16 protein-coding genes are annotated in these 19,477 nt (G+C 57.0%); 7 read left to right on the plus strand and 9 right to left on the minus strand.

What is annotated here, in order from left to right; translation table 11 throughout:
- Positions 1 to 2 precede the first annotated feature (2 nt).
- From gspL to iagB, 5 genes are all read left to right on the plus strand, one after another.
- Positions 3 to 1,148 carry a type II secretion system protein GspL gene (gene gspL / locus B2Q93_RS12420; protein ID WP_286933264.1) on the plus strand — a complete coding sequence of 382 codons (1,146 nt, stop codon included), beginning with the start codon at positions 3 to 5 and terminating at the stop codon, positions 1,146 to 1,148.
- Complete coding sequence (locus B2Q93_RS12425; RefSeq protein ID WP_286933266.1) at positions 1,145 to 1,630, plus strand: type II secretion system protein M; 486 nt, start codon at positions 1,145 to 1,147, stop codon at positions 1,628 to 1,630. Before gspL ends, B2Q93_RS12425 begins: the two co-directional genes overlap by 4 nt.
- A complete protein-coding gene (locus tag B2Q93_RS12430; RefSeq protein WP_286933268.1) occupies positions 1,627 to 2,409 on the plus strand; it encodes a prepilin peptidase in 783 nt (260 codons plus the stop codon). The genes B2Q93_RS12425 and B2Q93_RS12430 overlap by 4 nt, the downstream gene beginning before the upstream one ends.
- Before the next feature lie 249 nt (positions 2,410 to 2,658).
- Complete coding sequence (locus B2Q93_RS12435) at positions 2,659 to 5,358, plus strand: glycosyl hydrolase family 18 protein (RefSeq protein WP_286933271.1); 2,700 nt, start codon at positions 2,659 to 2,661, stop codon at positions 5,356 to 5,358.
- An 87-nt stretch (positions 5,359 to 5,445) separates the two neighbouring features.
- Positions 5,446 to 5,889, plus strand: coding sequence for a type III secretion system invasion protein IagB (gene iagB / locus B2Q93_RS12440; RefSeq protein WP_040076365.1), 444 nt, complete (start codon positions 5,446 to 5,448; stop codon positions 5,887 to 5,889).
- A gap of 23 nt (positions 5,890 to 5,912) precedes the next feature.
- On the opposite strand, the gene B2Q93_RS12445 is transcribed toward iagB, so the two are convergent.
- The 4 genes from B2Q93_RS12445 to poxB form a co-directional block, all read right to left on the minus strand.
- Positions 5,913 to 6,926 carry an NAD-dependent epimerase/dehydratase family protein gene (locus B2Q93_RS12445; RefSeq protein ID WP_046886977.1) on the minus strand — a complete coding sequence of 338 codons (1,014 nt, stop codon included), beginning with the start codon at positions 6,924 to 6,926 and terminating at the stop codon, positions 5,913 to 5,915.
- A 179-nt stretch (positions 6,927 to 7,105) separates the two neighbouring features.
- The gene (locus B2Q93_RS12450; protein WP_286933274.1) at positions 7,106 to 8,536 is read right to left on the minus strand and encodes an SDR family oxidoreductase; all 1,431 of its coding nucleotides are present in this window, start codon (positions 8,534 to 8,536) and stop codon (positions 7,106 to 7,108) included.
- Between the two features lie 10 nt (positions 8,537 to 8,546).
- A complete protein-coding gene (gene ltaE / locus B2Q93_RS12455) occupies positions 8,547 to 9,548 on the minus strand; it encodes a low-specificity L-threonine aldolase (protein ID WP_286808599.1) in 1,002 nt (333 codons plus the stop codon).
- A gap of 39 nt (positions 9,549 to 9,587) precedes the next feature.
- Complete coding sequence (gene poxB, locus B2Q93_RS12460; protein WP_286933275.1) at positions 9,588 to 11,306, minus strand: ubiquinone-dependent pyruvate dehydrogenase; 1,719 nt, start codon at positions 11,304 to 11,306, stop codon at positions 9,588 to 9,590.
- A 141-nt stretch (positions 11,307 to 11,447) separates the two neighbouring features.
- On the opposite strand from poxB, the gene B2Q93_RS12465 reads away from it, so the two are divergent.
- On the plus strand, positions 11,448 to 11,882 hold the full coding sequence (locus B2Q93_RS12465; RefSeq protein ID WP_286933278.1) for a DoxX family protein: 435 nt from the start codon (positions 11,448 to 11,450) through the stop codon (positions 11,880 to 11,882).
- A 37-nt stretch (positions 11,883 to 11,919) separates the two neighbouring features.
- Here B2Q93_RS12465 and hcr read toward each other — a convergent pair whose 3' ends face one another.
- From hcr to aqpZ, 4 genes are all read right to left on the minus strand, one after another.
- Positions 11,920 to 12,888 carry an NADH oxidoreductase gene (hcr, locus tag B2Q93_RS12470; RefSeq protein ID WP_286933281.1) on the minus strand — a complete coding sequence of 323 codons (969 nt, stop codon included), beginning with the start codon at positions 12,886 to 12,888 and terminating at the stop codon, positions 11,920 to 11,922.
- Positions 12,889 to 12,898: 10 nt separating this feature from the next.
- Positions 12,899 to 14,551, minus strand: coding sequence for a hydroxylamine reductase (hcp, locus tag B2Q93_RS12475; RefSeq protein ID WP_046886853.1), 1,653 nt, complete (start codon positions 14,549 to 14,551; stop codon positions 12,899 to 12,901).
- A gap of 143 nt (positions 14,552 to 14,694) precedes the next feature.
- Positions 14,695 to 15,594, minus strand: a complete 900-nt coding sequence (locus tag B2Q93_RS12480; protein ID WP_286933284.1) for a lysine exporter LysO family protein — start codon at positions 15,592 to 15,594, stop codon at positions 14,695 to 14,697.
- A gap of 116 nt (positions 15,595 to 15,710) precedes the next feature.
- On the minus strand, positions 15,711 to 16,406 hold the full coding sequence (gene aqpZ / locus B2Q93_RS12485; protein WP_286933286.1) for an aquaporin Z: 696 nt from the start codon (positions 16,404 to 16,406) through the stop codon (positions 15,711 to 15,713).
- 356 nt (positions 16,407 to 16,762) lie between these two features.
- On the opposite strand from aqpZ, the gene B2Q93_RS12490 reads away from it, so the two are divergent.
- Positions 16,763 to 18,421 carry an ATP-dependent endonuclease gene (locus B2Q93_RS12490; protein ID WP_207293350.1) on the plus strand — a complete coding sequence of 553 codons (1,659 nt, stop codon included), beginning with the start codon at positions 16,763 to 16,765 and terminating at the stop codon, positions 18,419 to 18,421.
- Here the strand turns inward: B2Q93_RS12490 and B2Q93_RS12495 are convergent.
- Positions 18,418 to 19,365: a VirK/YbjX family protein gene (locus B2Q93_RS12495; RefSeq protein ID WP_286933288.1), complete on the minus strand. Its 948-nt coding sequence runs from the start codon at positions 19,363 to 19,365 to the stop codon at positions 18,418 to 18,420. The genes B2Q93_RS12490 and B2Q93_RS12495 overlap by 4 nt on opposite strands.
- Positions 19,366 to 19,477: the final 112 nt, after the last annotated feature.

Below are 19,477 nucleotides of genomic sequence, written 5' to 3' on the forward strand. Positions count from 1 at the left end.
TTATGAAACAGGTGCTTTTTATTCGTCCCGACCGGGATGAGGGCGGAAAAATAGGGTGGTGCGAATCCGGAAGTCAGCAGGTGGAGATGCTGGATGGCCCGGAGGCGCTGAGCACGCTGGCGGATCATCCTCTCGCCGGGCGCGTCTGCGTGTTGTTGCCTGCCAGCGAGTTTATTTTCCGCCACTTTACACTGCCGAAAAAAATCGGTGCCAACGCCTCCGCCCCTTTCTCCTGGATGGCCGAGGAGACCTTGATCGGCGACGTGGACAACCTTCACTGGACGGTGCTCGGGAAAAAGGGGCGCGAGGTGGATGCAGTGGCCATTGATTCCTCACGGCTACGCCAGTGGCTGGCGCCGTTTTACGCGGCGGGGCTTACCCCCGTTCAGGTCTTGCCGGATGCCTGGCTGCTGCCGGCTACGCCGGGAGGCAGTACGGTGGCGGTACTGGAGGGCGAATACTGGGTCCGTTTCCCCTCAGGCGAGGCATCGGTACTGGACGCAGCCTTGCTACCGCTGGTGTTGCAGCACGCGGGAGAGAGCGTGCTGCACAGTTATGGCGCGCTGCCTGCAGGGCTGACGGCGCAGGGATCCCTGCCCTGGCAACAACCGCTCGTGCTAATCCAGCCCCAGTGGCAACGCTGCCGGGTCAATTTGCTCCACGGAGCGTTTAGTCCGAAACCGCGTCACCTGGCCGCCAAAAAAGGGATGAGAACAGCGATGATCGCGGCGGGGTTGTTGTCCCTGACGCTTCTGTTAGGGCCGCGTGCCGCGCTGGCGTGGAAGCTGGTACAGCAGGAGAACCAGGTGCAGGAAGATATTGTGCAGCTCTATCAGCACTACTTCCCCAGCCTGCGCCATCAGACCAACATTAAATACCATTTTGGTCAGAATCTTAAAAAGCAGAGCCGGGGCTTCTTCCTCCAGCTCGACGACCTTGAAGCCGTTAAAAAGGCGGTGCCTGCGATGGGCATTGATGTGCTGGAGTACGACGCCACTCACGACACCCTGACCCTGAGCGGCAGTGCGCAATCGCCCGAGGCGCTGCAGGCCTTTGTGAACCAGGCAAGTACGAAATTTGATTTTACGCTGCAGCCTGTTTCAAAGGAGGCGCCCTATACCGCCATGATCACCGGAAAATATAAATGAAAGAACGCATCGCGCAACTGACATGCAAATATCAAAATTATAGCGCCAGAGAGAAAGCGATAATAAAACTGTGTGGCGCGGCGCTGTGCTGTGCCGCTGTTCATTATATGGCAATGGTTCCCCTGGATAATATTATTCAAACCGCGCAGTTAAAACTCGACAGACAAAAGGAGACATTAAACTGGATGCGTAACGAAATCGATATTAATCATCTTCAGGTTCAGCAAATTAAAACGGACAATCCCCGCAGCGTGGTTGAAAACAGCGCCCACGAAATCGAGTTACCCCTCAGTAATATACGTCAGGAGGGGCAGACCCTCTCTTTTGTGGTCGAGCGGGTCAACATTTATGTGCTGAAAAACTGGCTGCGGGAGATCAATATCACCTCTGGCGTGCGGCTGGAGAAAATGAACCTTACTCCGGTCGATCACCTGAGCGATGTGAAGGCTGAAATTCAGTTAACCTGGCGAAAAGCCGCGTGAATGGGCTCGCGCTTATACGCCAGAGTTATCCTCTGGCGTTCTGCGGGATGAGCGCGGTGCTGGGGGCAATTGTAGGCAGTTTTCTCGGGGTGGTTGCAGAGCGTGTTCCGCCGATGGTTATGGAGGAAGAACAGGATAAAAATTTGCTCTTTCCGGCATCGCACTGCCCGGTATGTCAGCATTCACTTCGTCCGTGGGAGAACGTTCCGCTTATTAGCTGGCTGGCGCTGCGCGGGCGCTGTAGCCAGTGTCAGGCCGCCATCCCCCTGCGCTTGTTTCTGCTAGAACTGCTTTGCGCCCTCTTTTATGGCTTCACCGCCGGGTGGGGGGCCGATCTCCTCTCCCTGACGTCTCTCTGGCTGCTGATGGCGTTTCTGCTGCCGTTAGCATTGATAGACGCTGAGCATCAGCTGCTGCCCGACTGCCTGACGCAGCCGCTACTGTGGGCCGGGTTAGTATGCCACGCTCTCGATCATCAGTTGCCCCTGTCGGACGCGCTCTATGGCGCGGTGGTGGGTTATCTGTCGCTCTGGCTGCTGTACTGGGCATTTCGCCTGGCGACCGGGCGTGAAGGGCTGGGCTACGGCGATTTTAAATTACTGGCGGCCCTGGGCGCCTGGTGTGGCTGGCAAGCCTTGCCCGCTATTGTGCTGGTGGCGGCGTTATTGGGTATCAGCGGATATTTCATCTTTTACCGCCAAACGCATTTCGCCATTGCGTTTGGCCCGGCGTTAGCTTTTGCCGGGATCGCGATCTATCTCGCGCAAGTCTTTCTATAAAAGAAGCAAGTTTTTTTGGTGATTTTTTCGATGAAGGAAAGAAAGGAGATAATTTACCTTCGGCGTATGATCAAAAGATATCAATCTAACAGGAGTTTGGGTTGTCTCTTTTATTTGGAGGACGTGCAACACAGTTAATTTCGCGTAACGGGTTTTCTGTTTTATTACACATATTGCAATGAATGCTTTCAGCCCTATGGAAAGTATGGGCTGTCCCTATCTGAAAAATAAGTTGATCAGGAAATAACAATGAAGTTTATTAAGCCAAAATATCTGGCCCTTTTTGTTGCGGCAGCAACCAGTTCGGCATTTGCCGCGCTGCCGGGTACGCCTTCAATTACCACCGGCAATGACAAATTTGCCCTGGTGCAAGTAGACCAGACGGCCCAGGATTACAATAACCTTATTAAAGTTCACAAAGATGGCGTTGACGTTAAAGTCGAATGGACCGTCTGGAGCGGCGATGCCCCTACCTCGGCCAAAGTGCTGCTCGATGGCCAGACAGTCTGGACCGGCGCGGGTAGCACCGCAGGTAACGCGACCTTCAAGGTCAAAAAAGGCGGACGCTATCAGGAGCAGGTGCAACTCTGTAACGATAGCGGGTGTTCAACCAGCGCCAGCAAGCTGATTATCGTGGCCGATACCGACGGAAGTCATCTGCTGCCAATGAACACGCCGCTGCTGGAAAATAATAAAACGTTCACGCAGCACACCGACAAGGTGGTGGGCGCCTATTTCCCGGAATGGGGGGTGTATGACCGTAACTTTACCGCCGATAAAATCCCGGTGGCTAACATCAACCATCTCCTGTACGGCTTTATTCCTATCTGTGGCGGTGACGGCATCAACGACAGCGCCAAAGCGTCCGGGGCGCTGGAAGCGCTGAAACGCGCCTGTCAGGGACGCCCGGATTATACCGTGGCTATCCATGACCCCTGGGCGGCGCTGCAGAAGCCTCAGCAGGGCGTAACCGGCTGGGACGAGCCTTACAAAGGTAACTACGGTCAGCTGATGGCGATGAAAAAGGCGCATCCGGATCTGAAGATCCTGCCTTCCGTAGGCGGCTGGACGCTGTCCGATCCGTTCTTCCAGATGAATAACCCGGAACTGCGCGCCCGCTTCGTCTCCTCGGTTAAAGAGTTCCTGCAAACCTGGAAAGTGTTCGACGGCGTCGATATCGACTGGGAATTCCCGGGCGGCGGCGGCGAGAACCCAGCGCTGGGTAACCCGCAGACCGATAAAGCCACCTACACCGCGCTGATGCACGACCTGCGTCAGATGCTGAACGAGCTGTCCGCTGAAACGGGCCGGACTTACGAGCTGACCACCGCGATCGGCGCGGGCGGCGATAAGATTGAAGACGTGGACTACAACACCGCGCAGCAGTATATCGACCACATCTTCCTGATGAGCTACGACTACTACGGCGGCTGGAGCAATACTGAACTGGGCCATCAGACGGCACTGTATGGCGCCTCCTGGAAGCCAGACACCAACTACACCACCGATAACGCGGTCAATGCGATGTTGGCTCAGGGCGTACAGCCAGGCAAAATCGTGGTCGGCGCGGCGATGTACGGTCGCGGCTGGAAAGGGGTGCACGGTTACACCGGCGATAACCCGTTCACCGGCACGGCAACAGGCCCTATTGCAGGCTCCTGGGAAGCGGGGATTATCGATTACCGCGACATCGTCAAGAATATGCTTGGCAAACCCGGCTGGGAATATAAGTACGACGCCGCGGCCGAGGCACCGTATCTGTTTAACCGCTCCACCGGCGAGCTGGTGAGCTACGACGATGCGCGCTCCGTCAAAGCGAAAGGCAACTACGTGCTGAATAAAAACCTCGGCGGGCTGTTCGCATGGTCCATCGAGTCTGATAACGGCGATATCCTGAATGCCATGAACGAAAGCCTGGTAAGCGGCGGCTCTGCGCCGGTGGATCCGGTGGTGACTAACCATGCGCCGGTAGCGTCAGCGACAGATATGAACGTGACGGGCCCGGCCTCCGTGACCCTGGACGGCTCTGCCTCTTCCGATCCGGATGGCGATGCGCTGACCTGGAAATGGACCCAGGTATCCGGTACGGCGGTGACCCTGGCCAACAGCACTCAGGCGATTGCTAACTTCAATCTTCCGGCTGTCGCCAGCGATCAGACTTTCGTCTTCCGCCTGACCGTGACCGACGCCAAAGGGCTGAGCAACGCGATTGATGTGCAGGTGGTGAATAAAGCGCCTAAAGCCAACCAGGCGCCGATCGTCAATGCGATGGATCCGGTAACGGTTGAGGCGGGTGAAGCTATCTCCCTGCATGCTCAGGCGACGGACCCGGATGGCGATGCGCTGACTTACAGCTGGAGCGTACCGGCAGATATGAATGCGACCGGAACAGATACCGCTAACGTGCGTATCACCGCCCCGGAAGTGAGCAATGCCTCGACCTATACCCTGAGCGTGATCGTTTCTGACGGGAAAACCAGCGTGCAGTCTAACGTCCCGGTGACGGTCAACCCGAAAGCGGCGCCAGCGCCAGCGGACGAAGAGACCACGCCATCTGACGAAGGAACCACACCGGCAGACGAAGGAACGACGCCAGCAGACGAAGGGACAGCGACCGGTAACTGCGACGCCCCTGTTGATGCTAACGCCAGCCAATATGCGGCCTGGGCAGCGAATAAAGTCTATAACGCCGGCGATACCGTCAGCTTCGACAACCTGGTATGGAAAGCGAAGTACTGGACGCAGGGCAATCAGCCTGGATTCGGCGCACAGGCCTGGGAGCTGGTCAGCCAGGTGAAATTCAACTGGCGCTCTGATGTGGTCTATAACGGCGGCGACACCACCACGTACGAAGGTAATCAATACCGTGCGAAGTGGTGGACCCGCGGTGATAAACCGGGCAACAGCGATGTCTGGGTGAAAACCGGCCCGGCGTCAGATTGCAATTAATCTCTCTGTAGCACGCAACACCCCCCGGATGGGGGTGTTTTTTTGTATGTCACCCGGCGCACTGATCTCACCCCAAAGCAGGTACTGATGAAAACGTTACTGCTCATTATGCTCCTCGTCAGCCAGGGCGCTTACGCCAACTGCTGGGACAAAGCCGCACAGGCCTACCACGTCGATCCCTATCTCCTGTACGCCATTGCGCACGTCGAATCCGGGATGAATCCCTGGGCGATTGGCAAAAATGCCGACGGTACCCGGGATGTCGGCCTGATGCAGATCAACAGCATCCACTTTCCGGCGCTGGAGAGTCGGGGAATTAGCGAATACCAACTGATATTAGAGCCCTGCACCTCGATTATGGTCGGGGCCTCTATTTTGTCCGGCATGATTAAGGTGTATGGCAATAACTGGGAGGCGGTCGGGGCCTACAACGCCGGGTTAAAAAAAGAGAATTACCCGCAGCGGATGCTGTATGCCCGGAAAGTCTGGCAAAAATACCAGCAGTTAAAAATGCCTGCCCGCCATAGCTGAGCGCCGCGACCCTTGTTGACGCATCAGCGATGCAGTTTACCGTGATCCCGCAGCCATGCGGCCGTGCGCACAATACCCTCATCCAGCGTCACCACGGGCGCATACCCCAGCTCGCGTTCGGCGCGGCTAATATCCAGCGTAAAATCAAAGTTCAGCTTAGAGACGCCGTAGTGGGTGAGGGCGGGCTCTTTCGACGCTTTATTGCCAAGCCGCTCCATGCTGCGGGCAATGATATCCAGCATCGGGTAGGGCACGGAGCGGATCCGACAGTGAATATTTAGCTCGTCTATCAGCCGCTGTACGATGCTGCGTAAGGAGCGAGGCTCGCCGTTGGTGATGTTATAGGCCCGTCCGGAGGGGAGAGCGTCGGCGCTGCTCTGACTCGCCAGCCACATGGCATGGACGGCATTTTCGTAATAGGTCATATCCACCAGCGCATCGCCGCCGCGTGGCAGCAGCACGCTGCCGTAGTGGTGCATCATCTGCGCCAGGCGCGGGATAAAGACCTTATCGTGCGGTCCAAAGAGACTTTGCGGACGCAGTACCGTAAAGCGGGTGTGGGGATTCGACTGCGCCAACAGATCGATCACCTCTTCGCTGGCCGCTTTACTGCGGGCAAACTCACAGGCGTAGCGCTGAGGACGAAAGTCCTCTTTAACATCCCGGTGATGGTGATAATCGAAATAGAGCGACGGCGAAGAGATATGAATGAAGTTACGCACGCCCCAGGCCACGGCCCACTCGCCCAGACGACGCGTGGCGCGCACGTTAGCAAGATCGAAGGCTTCCTGTGTGCCCCACGGAGAGGTAAAGCTGGAGCAGTGCCACAGGGTGTCGATTCCGGCCAGCATCACTTTGGCCTGCGAGGAGACCAGCTCCGTCAGGTCGGCATGGACAAACTCAGCCCCCATCTTCTGCAGCAGTTTACCCATCGCTTCGTTGCGACCGGTGGCCCTGACGCTAATGCCTTTGTTGCGCAGAAACTCGACCGCATTTCGACCTAAGCCGCTGGTGGCGCCGGTAACCAGTACCTTCATATCAATCCACTGTGTTGAAAAGAATTTCGTGCGCATTCTTCCGTGAAATACGCCACGATGCAATGGTAAAGGCGAAAGATTAAGAGTTTTATTTATACCCTTATCCGTCAGGCTGCCTGTGCCCTGGCTTTATTATTCGGCCCGGTTCCGGGTTTGACCAGGGACCTGACGCGATGGCATCAGGGCTGAGGTTTTTCCGCCAGGCGGGCAATACGTTTTGCCATGCCGCGAAAAATGAACAGATGCGCCGGAATCATCAACAGCCAGTAGAACAGACCCGGCATGCCGTGCGGGTGCCACCAGGCGCGGACGTCAAGCTCGCGGTGATCGCCTCTGTCCTTCAGGGTAAAGCACAGCCGCCCCAGCCCGGGGGCCTTCATACCAAAGAGTAAGGCCAGCTGCTTTTCCGGCTCAACGATAATCACTTTCCAACTATCTACCGCGTCGCCCACCTCCAGCATCGCCCTTGCCGGACGGCCCTTCGCCAGCCGGTGGCCCAACAGCAGATCCAGCGCGCCGCGGGTCTGCCAGAGCAGGTTGCCAAAGAAATAACGCTCTTTGCCGCCAATCTGATTCACCACCGCCCACAGATCGCTAAGGCTGGCGTCAGTTTTCACGGTACAGCCCGCCTGTTTAGGGAAGTAGCCATACTCCGGCCGCCAGCGGGCAAAGGCCTGCGCATCAAAGCCCCAGTCGCTGGAGTTGACCAGTTTCTCTTCTTCTTTCAACGTATTGCGAACCGCATCGTCAAACGGGATTAACGGCTGGGGGATCAACGCCCGCAGCGCAGCGTCGTCGGCCAGCAGATCGTGCTTCAGCCCCTGAATCAAGGCTTTGGCGGTTGTCGGGGGCACGGAGGTGATGACGTTTAAAAACCACACCGAAATCCAGCGGGTCGGGAAGGGGATAGGGATCAGCGGCCGGTGGCGACCGCTCACCCGCATAAAATGTTCAAACTGCTGTTGATAGCTGAGCACCTCTGGCCCGGCGGCCTCCAGAACCCGGTGGCGCTGCGCAGGATGGTTAAGCAGTTCCACCAGATAGTGCAGCAGATTTTCCAGCGCGATGGGCGTGGTACGCGAGCGCACCCAGCGCGGCGGCGTGAGCACCGGCAGGTTATAGACCATGTCGCGCATCACTTCGAAGGCGGCAGAGCCCGCCCCAACGATAATCCCCGCCCGCAGTTCGGTAAGTGGAATATTCGCCCCGCGCAGGGTCTCGGCGGTGAGCTGGCGTGCGCGCAGGTGGTCTGACTGCTCCTGCTCCGGCGCCTGTAATGAACTGAGGAAAATAATCTGCCTGACCGGCGTCGCCAGCAGGGCATCGCGCACGTTCATCGCTACCTGACGCTCGTGGGCAATAAAATCGCCCCCTTCGCCCATGCTGTGCACCAGATAATAGAGCGTATCCACTCCTTCCAGCAGCACGGACAACTCTTTCGGCCAGTTGAGATCGACGCTATGGCAGGAGACACCCGGCAGGTTCTGTTTTTGCAGCCGTTCAATGCTGCGTGCCACCGCCAGCACCCGATGCCCCTGCGTACTGAGGGCAGTGACCAGGTGTTGGCCGATATAGCCGCTGGCACCCAGCACCAGAATTCGTTGTGGCACGCGGGGCTCCTTAGCGCTGCAGGAAGGCCTGCCAGTGGCTTACCACCTCGGCGAGCTGAGCGCGACTGACGTCAAGGTGCATCACCAGACGCACTACGCCGGAGGCGTTGATCAGCACCCCCCGGGCTTTCAGATACTCGCCCAGCGCGGCGGCACGCTCATCGCCCACCCGCACAAACAGCATGTTGGTGTCATGACGCATCACATCGGCCCCGATCTCGCGCAGTTGCGCGGCCATCCAGGCGGCGTTGTCGTGATCCTCTTTCAGGCGCTGGACGTTATTTTTCAGGGCGTACAAGCCCGCTGCCGCCAGGATTCCGGCCTGACGCATCCCGCCGCCGGTCATCTTGCGCCAGCGGTTGGCCCGTTTGATGTACTGGGCATCGCCCACGAGCAGCGAGCCAACGGGGGTGCCGAGACCTTTCGAGAGACAAATGGTGAAGGAGTCACAGTACTGGGTGATGGCTTTCAGATCGCAGCCATATTCCACCACCGCGTTGAAGATACGCGCGCCATCCACATGCAGGCCCAGCCCGCGCTCACGGCTGAATTCCCACGCCGCTTTGAGATACTCGCGCGGCAGCACTTTACCGTTATGGGTATTTTCCAGGCTTAACAGCTTCGTGCGGGCGAAGTGGATGTCGTCGGCTTTGATTTTGGCCGCCACTTTATCCAGCGGCAGGGAGCCGTCGGCGGCAGCGTCGATGGGCTGCGGCTGGATACTGCCCAGTACCGCTGCACCACCGGCTTCGTACAGGTAGTTATGCGCCCCCTGGCCGACAATGTACTCTTCGCCGCGTTCGCAGTGGCTAAGCAGGGCCACCAGGTTGGCCTGGGTGCCCGTAGGCAGGAACAGTGCAGCCTCTTTACCGCTCAGTTCAGCGGCGTAGCGCTGGAGTTCGTTAACGGTGGGGTCATCGCCGTAGACGTCGTCCCCGACCGGGGCGGCCATCATCTCTTCGAGCATGGCGCGCGACGGGCGGGTAACGGTATCACTACGTAAATCAATCATCTCACATCCCTATAGTTAGACAGGCAATGTGAGACATTTTTACCTGAGCCAGTTGGTTTTGGCTAGCTCCATCACCTCGTCGCCGCGACCACTAATAATCGCCCGCAGCATATACAGGCTAAAACCTTTCGCCTGCTCCAGCTTGATTTGCGGCGGGATCGCCAGCTCCTCTTTGGCGACGACCACATCCACCAGTACCGGGCCGTCGATAGCGAATGCGCGTGTAAGCGCCTCGTTGACGTCGGAGGCCTTTTCAACGCGGATCCCGGGGATACCGCAGGCTTCGGCGATACGGGCAAAGTTGGTGTCATGCAGTTCGGTGCCGTCGGTCAGATATCCCCCGGCCTTCATCTCCATCGCCACAAAACCCAGCACGCTGTTGTTAAAGACCACAATTTTGACCGGCAGCTTCATCTGTACCACCGACAGGAAATCGCCCATCAGCATGCTAAACCCACCGTCGCCGCACATCGCCACGACCTGACGCTGCGGTTCGGTCGCCTGGGCGCCCAGCGCCTGCGGCATGGCGTTTGCCATCGAGCCGTGGTTAAACGAGCCGAGCAGACGACGCTTGCCGTTCATTTTCAGGTAGCGTGCGGCCCAGACGGTGGGCGTGCCCACATCACAAGTGAAAATTGCGTCCTCGGCGGCGAGATCGCTGATCTGCTGCGCCAGATATTGCGGGTGAATGGCTTTGTCGCTCGGCTTCGCCAGATCGTCCAGCCCTTTACGGGCGTCGCGATAGTCGCTTAGCGCTTTATCGAGGAACTTACGCTCGGTTTTCTCTTCCAGATGGGGCAGCAGCGCGGCGAGCGTCGCTTTAATATCCCCCACCAGGGCCATATCCACCTTACTGTGGGCACCGATGCTGCCAGGGTTAATATCAATCTGAATAATTTTTGCGTCGGTGGGGTAGAAGGCACGATAAGGAAACTGGGTACCCAGCAGGATCAGCGTGTCGGCATTCATCATCGTGTGGAAGCCGGATGAGAAGCCGATAAGGCCGGTCATCCCCACGTCATAGGGGTTGTCATACTCAACATGCTCTTTCCCGCGCAGGGCATGGACGATGGGCGCTTTTAGCTTTTCCGCAAAGGCCAGCAGTTCATCATGCGCCCCCGCGCAGCCGCTGCCGCACATCAGCGCGATATTGCTGGAGTATCGCAACACCTGCGCCAGCTTTTTCAGCTCTTCTTCTGCCGGGGTGACCACCGGTAACGGGGCAGGATACCAGTGGCTGCTGGCTGTTTCTGGCGCGGGCTTCAGGGCCACGTCGCCCGGCAGCACCACTACCGAAACGCCACGGTTCAGAATCGCTTTGCGCATGGCGATGGCCAGTACCTGCGGGATCTGCTCTGGGGAGGAGACCAGTTCGCAGTAGTGGCTACATTCCCGGAACAGCTCCTGAGGATGAGTCTCCTGGAAATAACCGCTGCCGATTTCGCTCGAGGGGATGTGAGCGGCGATGGCCAGCACCGGTACGTGGTTACGGTGGCAGTCAAACAGACCATTAATCAGGTGCAGGTTGCCCGGTCCGCAGGAGCCAGCGCACACGGCGAGCTCTCCCGTCAGCTGTGCTTCTGCCCCGGCGGCAAAGGCGGCCACCTCTTCATGGCGGGTGGGCATCCAGTCAATTGTTCTCATGCGGTTAAGGCTATCACTCAAGCCATTGAGGGAGTCGCCGGTGACCCCCCAGATGCGTTTTACCCCTGCCTGTTCCAGCGTTTTTGCAACATATGCCGCCACGGTCTGTTTCATGGTGATCCAACTCCTTTTTGTGATATCGCTTACAAGCTTAGAAGAAAATTACCGCTCTGCCCCCCTGGTATCAGCTGCTATCCATTCGAAACAATTAGACATATTCTGGCTGCAGTTCAGATAAAACAGGAGTAATTTCAAATGGTTAAATCATTGTTAATTGCTGTTAATAAAACGCTAACACACGACGATATGGGCAAGCTGTTGTTACGCCTTGCTGTGGGCGGGTTAATGCTCTTTCACGGCCTGCATAAGCTTTTCGGTGGCGTGGAGGGTATTAGCGGCATGCTGGTCGCCAAAGGTTTACCGGGATTTATCGCTTACGGGGTGTTGATGGGGGAGGTGGTGGCACCGATCCTGATTATTCTGGGGATCCTGACTCGACCGGCGGCGCTGGTTCTGGCGTTTACCATGGTCGTCGCGTGGCTAATGGTGGGAACAGGCAAAACCTTAGCGCTGGATGCGGTAGGGGCCTGGGCCATTGAAAGCCTGGTCTACTTCTTCGTGGGGGCACTGGCGGTAGCGCTGTTGGGAGCGGGTCGTTACGCCCTGGCAAGCCATCCGGCGTGGAAATGAAAGTAAAAACGCCCGGCGATGTCACCGGGCGTTTTTATCAGGCGAGGACTAAATCCCCCTGCGGATGGCAGGAGCAGGCCAGCACGTAGCCGTCGGCGATTTCGGCGTCGGTCAGCGTCATGGTGCTGCTCACCGTATACTCGCCGGACACGACCTTCGTCTTACAGCAGCCGCACACGCCAGCGCGACAGGCCGCGGCTACCGGCACCTTGTTGCTCTCCAGCGCCTCCAGCAGCGTGGTGCCCACGTGGCCAAAGAAGGTTTGCGCAGGTTGCAGCTTAGTGAACTTAAGCCCGCTGGTTGCCGCTTCGGCGACAGGGGTGAAGAACTGCTCTTTAAAGAAGCGGGTCACACCCAGCGCTTTAACCTCTTTTTCCACGATATCCATGTAAGGCGCAGGACCGCAGGTCATCACGGTGCGGGAGGCAATATCCGGCACGCTTTGCAGTAATTCCCGGCTCAAACGACCCGAGACAAAACCATGGGTAGCGTTATTTTCTGCCACCAGCGTGACCGGGTAGTTACGCCACTCCTCGGCAAAAATCACATCCTCTGGCGAGCGGACGCTGAAGATCACCTGCACGTCGGCCTGCGGGCGGTTTTTCGCCAGCCAGCGGCGCATTGACATTACGGGCGTCACGCCGCAGCCGGCGGCCAGCAGCAGGAATTTATCCTCAGGCTTATCATCACAGGTAAACTCGCCCTGCGCGTCTGAAAGCCAGATGTAATCTCCACGTTTTACGTCGCGGGTCAGCCATTCGGAACCTGCCCCTTCATCAATGCGACGGATGGTAAGCGTAATGTACTCGCTCACGCCCGGCGTGGAGGAGAGGGTGTAGGCGCGCAGGGTGTCCGCAGAGTTGCGGACACTGACCAGCGCATACTGACCTGCACGGTACGGATAGTAGTCATGGCACAGCAGTGACAGCGTCCACACATCCGGCGTCTCCTGATGGATGTGATGGACCTGCATCCGCCACGGACATTGTGAGGTTGGCATGGTCATGAATCTCTCCTTACGCGCTCAGCAGCTCTTTCATATCTTCTTCAACGGTGGTCACGGAACGCAGACCAAATTTCTCGTTCAGCACGGCCAGCAGGTCCGGCGTCAGGAAGCCAGGCGCGGTCGGGCCGGTGACGATGTTGGTCACGCCCAGTGAGAGCAGGGTCAGCAGGATAACGATCGCTTTTTGCTCGAACCAGGAGAGCACCAGCGACAGCGGCAGGTCGTTCACGCCGCAGCCCAGTTTCTCCGCGAGGGTGACGGCCAGAATGATGGCTGAGTAGGCGTCGTTACACTGACCGGCATCGACCAGACGCGGCAGGCCTTCGATGTTGCCGAAGTCCAGCTTGTTGAAACGGTACTTCCCGCACGCCAGGGTCAGGATCAGGCAATCATCCGGTACGCTGGTGGCGAAATCGGTGAAGTAGTTACGCTCGCCGCGCGCGCCGTCGCAGCCGCCAATCAGGAAGATGTGACGCAGTTTTTCACGGCTCACCAGGTCGATGAGGGAATCCGCCGCACCCAGCAGGGTTTCGCGGCCAAAGCCCACGGTGATCAGGTGTTCAATTTCGCTGTAAGGGAAGCCAGCCATCTGCTGCGCCTGGGCGATAACCGGGCCGAAATCGTCGCCTTCGAGGTGGCTCACGCCTGGCCAGCCGACGATGCTGCGGGTCCAGATGCGGTCATCATACGCGCCCACGGTAGGGTCGATGATGCAGTTAGAGGTCATCACGATGGGGCCAGGGAAGCGGGCAAATTCAACCTGCTGGTTCTGCCAGCCGCTGCCGTAGTTCCCGACCAGGTGTTTGAATTTACGCAACTCCGGGTAGCCGTGTGCAGGCAGCATTTCACCGTGGGTATAGACGTTAACGCCGGTGCCTTCGGTTTGCTTCAGCAGGTTGTAGAGATCTTTCAGGTCATGCCCGGAGATGAGGATACATTTGCCTTCGGTCGCTTTAACGTTGACCTGGGTCGGCGTTGGGTGGCCGTAGGTGCTGGTTTCACCGGCATCCAGAATGCTCATCACCCTGAAGTTCATCTGGCCGATTTCCATTGAGCACTCCAGCAGCGCGTTCATGTCGGAAGGCCAGGTGCCGAGCCATGCCATGATTTTGTGGTACTGGGCATAGATGTCGTTGTCGTACTGGCCGAGAACGTGCGCGTGTTCCATATAGGCCGCCGCACCTTTCAGGCCGTACAGGCAGAGCAGGCGCAGGCCGAGAATGTTCTCGCCAATCGCCGCTTTGTCTTTGTTCGGGGTAAATTCCGCCGCCTGACGCTGCAGATCGCCGAGGTCGTCGCTGACAAGCTGCAGTTCGGCCATTGGGTTATCCACGCGCGCGCTGGCGTCGGCGTTCAGGCACTGCGCCTTCAGCGCTTCACGCAGGGCAATGGCTTCGCGGGCATAGCCGACGATGCGAGGAGAATCAAAGTTAACGTTGGTCAGCGTGGAGAAAAAGGCGCGTGGCGCGAAGCTGTCGACGTAGTGGTCGATAATACCGTATTCGCGAGCTTTGAATGCCCATGCGGAAAGCCCTTGCAGGGAAGCGATCAGCAGATCCTGCAGGTCTGACGTCTCGGCGGTTTTACCGCACATGCCCTGCGCGTAAGAGCAGCCATTGCCTGCAGGGGTACGGATGGTTTGTTCACATTGCACACAAAACATAATCACACCTGTTAAAGTTATATTTGATATACATGTTTAAGATTATGCTGGTGCCAGATCAGAGAAAAGCGCTTTCTGATACAAAATGGAGGGAGATTGATTTAGCGCAATTTTGGCGGCAGAGACCTACCGCCAGAGGGGTATCAGGCTGAGAAGAAGGCCATCAGAATGGGCACCAGCAGGCTAAGAACAAAGCCGTGAACAATGGCCGCCGGCACCAGCTCCAGGCCTCCGGAGCGTTGCAGGACGGGCAGGGTAAAGTCCATTGACGTGGCGCCGCACAGCCCCAGCGCCGTAGAGCGGCTGCGTCGTACCAGACCCGGAATCAACATAATGGCAATCAGCTCGCGGGCCAGATCGTTAAAGAAGGCGGCGCTGCCGATGACCGGGCCGAAAGATTCGGTCAACAGAATGCCGGAGAGGGAGTACCAGCCGAAGCCGGACGCCATCGCCAGTGCGGTGTTGAGCGACAGGTCGAGGATAAAGGCATTAATGACCCCCGCCAGTAACGAGCTGCCGACCACCACGACCGCCACGATCATGCCACGACGGTTAAGGACAATCTGTTTCAGGGTCATGCCGCTATTTCTCAGCTGAATACCGACCAGGAACAGCAGGAAGATAAGGGTATATTCACTGGCTTCGGTCGCGTGATGTAATACCGCCCATCCGGTGAGCCCAAGCAGAAAGCCGAGCACCACCACTCCGCATAATTTTAATGACTCCAGCGCCATCGCTATACGCGAGGGTAATTTTTCCTGCTGATGATGGTTTTTCCACGGAATAGTGCGCTCCAGCCATAACAGGGCGGCAATATTGCACAGCAAAATAACCACAACGGTGATGGAGGAGTAATAGAGTATCGCCAGTAAATTGGTCGCCAGGTTATCCAGAAAGGCGAGGCTGATGCCCATAAAAAAAAGAATGACATAAACTATCCAGCTCAACAGGCGATTAATTAGCTTTAATGCAGCTGCGTGTCGGAGGGGGATAAAGTAGCCTGCTATCAGTGGTAGCAGAATGATTAATAATCCTGAAAACATGAACAACACAATCCTTATTGAGTAGCTGAATAGCGCCGATGACACTACCGAAATAGAGCTGCTCAGTAAAGGTGCAAATGGAAAACCGGGTAGCGCAGAGCCACCCGGTATTATTTTTAATCGCGTTTTTCCAGCAGCGTGCGGTACAGCACGCCACCCAGGATACCGCCCACAATCGGCATCACCCAGAACAGCCACAGCTGCTGTAACGCCCAGCCACCCTGGAAGATCGCCACCGCGGTGCTGCGCGCCGGGTTAACGGAGGTGTTAGTCACCGGAATGCTGATCAGGTGAATAAGCGTCAGTGCCAGACCGATGGCAATCGGCGCGAAACCGGCCGGTGCGTGTTTGTCGGTAGCACCATGAATGACCAACAGGAAGCCGGCGGTAAGCACGATTTCAATCACGATGGCTGACAGCATCGAGAAGCCGCCCGGTGAATGTTCGCCAAAACCGTTCGAGGCAAAACCGCTGGCCGCCGCATCAAAGCCTGCCTTACCGCTGGCAATCACATACAGAATAGCGGCGGCAATAATCCCGCCCACCACCTGGGCCACCACGTAGCCAATAATGTCTTTCGCCGGGAAACGTCCGCCCGCCCACAGGCCCAGCGTCACGGCCGGATTGAAATGGCCGCCGGAAATATGCCCCACGGCGTAGGCCATGGTTAATACCGTCAGGCCGAAAGCCAGCGCAACGCCAGCGAAACCAATCCCTAATTCCGGAAATGCGGCTGCCAGAACAGCACTACCGCAACCACCCAATACCAGCCAGAATGTACCAAAACATTCCGCCGCTAATTTTCTGAACATAACCACCTCAATGTAAAAACGAGCTTTTTCCATCGCTCATAATTTATCGTCATAAAATATGACGATGTTTAACGGCGTTATTTTAAAAATGAACCGCATGGTTCACCAGTGAAATAAAACCCACAAATTTGATTCAGGGCAATGCGAGGTTATTCCTTTTTTAATTTTCGGGAGATAACGGGCGACGAATATTAATATCTGGCCTCATTAAATTTCAAATGAAAGTGCCTTGTCATATTCTTATTTTTATATTTGCTGGCATAACTTTCCTGACAATCTTCGACTGTCGGGCCGGGGTTCCTGGCGCTATACTGCTGATAATTTAAAGGAAAGAGTGTCATTGTCCCGGAGGATCTATGCTGCTTGAACGGGTGGAAATCGTAGGGTTTCGCGGCATTAATCGCCTGTCGCTGATGCTGGAACAAAATAACGTCCTGATCGGGGAGAATGCCTGGGGTAAATCTAGCCTGCTGGACGCGCTCACGCTGCTGTTATCATCGGATGCCGAACTCTATCATTTCGTTCGCGATGACTTCTGGTTCCCACCGGGCGATATTCAGGGGCGGGAACACCATCTGCACATTGTTTTGACCTTCCGGGAAACCGATCCTGGCCGCCACAGGGTACGTCGCTACCAGCCTCTTGCCGGGTGCTGGGTGCCTTGTCAGGATGGTTATCAGCGTATCTTTTACCGTCTGGAGGGCGAACTCGCGGACGATGAGAGCGTACTGACCCTGCGCAGTTTTATCGATGCGGAGGGTAATCCCCTGGAGAGGGACAATATCGACGAGCTGGCGCGTCATCTTATCCGTCTGGTGCCGGTGCTGCGCTTACGGGATGCCCGCTTTATGCGCCGCATCCGCACGGGGTCGGTGCCTGCTATGCCGGAGGTGGAAGTTACCGCCCGTGAGCTGGATTACCTGGCGCGCGAGCTGGTAGCGCGTCCGCAAAATCTTAGCGATGGCCAGATCCGTCAGGGCCTCTCTGCTATGGTGCAGTTGCTTGAACACTACTTCTCCGAGCAGGGCTCCTCGCCCGTGCGCAACCGGTTGATGCGCCGGCGGTCCCACGATGAGCAACGAAGCTGGCGTTATCTCGATATCATCAACCGGATGATCGACAAACCCGGCGGACGATCGCACCGGGTGATTCTGCTGGGACTCTTCTCTACCTTGCTGCAGGCAAAAGGGACCGTGCGACTGGACAGGGATGCCCGGCCGCTGTTGTTGGTTGAAGATCCGGAAACGCGCTTGCACCCCATCATGCTATCGGTGGCCTGGCATCTGCTGAATTTGCTGCCGTTACAGCGCATCACCACCACCAACTCGGGTGAACTACTGTCACTTACGCCGGTGGAGCAGGTCTGTCGGCTGGTGCGTGAGTCGGGTCGCGTCTCGGCATTTCGCCTTGGACCGGGTGGGATGAATGCTGAAGAGAGTCGCCGCATCGCTTTTCATATCCGTTTTAACCGTGCCTCTTCGCTCTTTGCCCGCTGCTGGCTGCTGGTAGAGGGCGAAACCGAAACCTGGGTCATCAACGAGCTGGCCCGTCAGTGCGGGCACCATTTTGATGCTGAGGGCATTAAGGTCATTGAGTTCGCCCAGTCCGGCCTCAAGCCGCTGATTAAATTCGCCCGCCGGATGGGCATTGAGTGGCACGTCCTGGTGGATGGTGACGAGGCGGGGAGAAAATATGCCGCTACCGTCCGTGGGTTACTCAATCACGATCGGGATGAGGAACGCGATCATCTGACCGAACTGCCCGCGATGGATATGGAGCATTTCATGTACCGACAGGGTTTTGCCGATGTCTTCCACCGGGTGGCGATGATCCCCGCCGATGTTCCCATGAACATGCGGCGGGTCATTACTAAGGCGATTCACCGCTCATCCAAACCTGATCTGGCCATTGAAGTCGCGATGGAAGCAGGGCGCCGTGGGGTCGATTCGGTTCCCACGTTACTGCGAAAAATGTTCTCCCGCGTGCTCTGGCTGGCGCGCGGTCGGGCGGATTAACGAAACAGACCGCTCATTTGCGCCGGCACCGCATCCAGTAACTGATATCGGCGGCGATACTCAGCCCGTTTTTTACTGGCGATGTCAGCCTCGCTTTTACGGGGGATGACGCAGGGAATATGATAATAGCCGCTTGCATCACATTCGCCGGCCACAGAGGCCCAGAAGGCGCTGTAGTCGGCGTGAATTTTATCTTTCTTATCGCGGTAGCGCAGGCTGCGATAGATATGGGTTTCGTTGCTGACTGCCAGGATCTGGTTGACGTTAAACGCCTGGGTAAACTGACAGACGGCTTCCATCACCAGACGTTTCGGGAAGAGACCATGACAGGCCTTGGTCGCTTTCTGAATTTCTTCGTGCGGCAATTCGCGTTTGCCCCCCTGTAACCCACCGATGAACAGCGTGGGTTGATTCTGGTATTCACAGAGCGTAAAGGTCATCTCTGCCAGCGTCTCTCCGCTGCTGTTACGCATTAAAATCGTACTGTCGCCCTCTTTATCCAGCGAGATCATCATCGTGAACTCCAGGGTGTAAGTGTCGCCATCTTTGCCCTGCAGCTGCGCCAGTACCAGGCCGTTGCCGCGCAGATAGTTGCGCAGCTCTTCAGGGGAGAGGGTGGCATAGAGGCGGCTGTAGTGATAACGAACGGCATCCAGCTTCTGCTTACGGGTTAAGTTGGCCGCCAGATAGGGGCGATGCAGGCGCACGGGCAGGCGGGGCTGGCGGATCAACAGCTGATTGAGCTCCGGCAACTGGGCCAGAACGTTCATCCACTCCAGACTTAAACGTGGCATCATTAACGAGCGCAGCAGAAATTTACGGCGGAAGCTGCGCTGGTGCCAGAATTTACCCGGCCGCCATTTACCGCTGAGCAGGTCAAAAAACAGTCCCAGGCGAGTGAGGGGCCGAGAAGGCGTGAGCGCGTTATCAGTAAGCTGCGACATAGTGAAACCATCCATTATTATTGATATTATTGATGGGGTGATTTCATCATTTGTTAACTTAACGAATTATCAATAACTCTGGTACTCTCATCACTATTCAAACCTTGTTTAA

It is taken from the genome of Leclercia sp. UBA5958 (assembly GCF_002430365.1).
In the GTDB taxonomy this organism is placed as follows: domain Bacteria; phylum Pseudomonadota; class Gammaproteobacteria; order Enterobacterales; family Enterobacteriaceae; genus Enterobacter; species Enterobacter pneumoniae.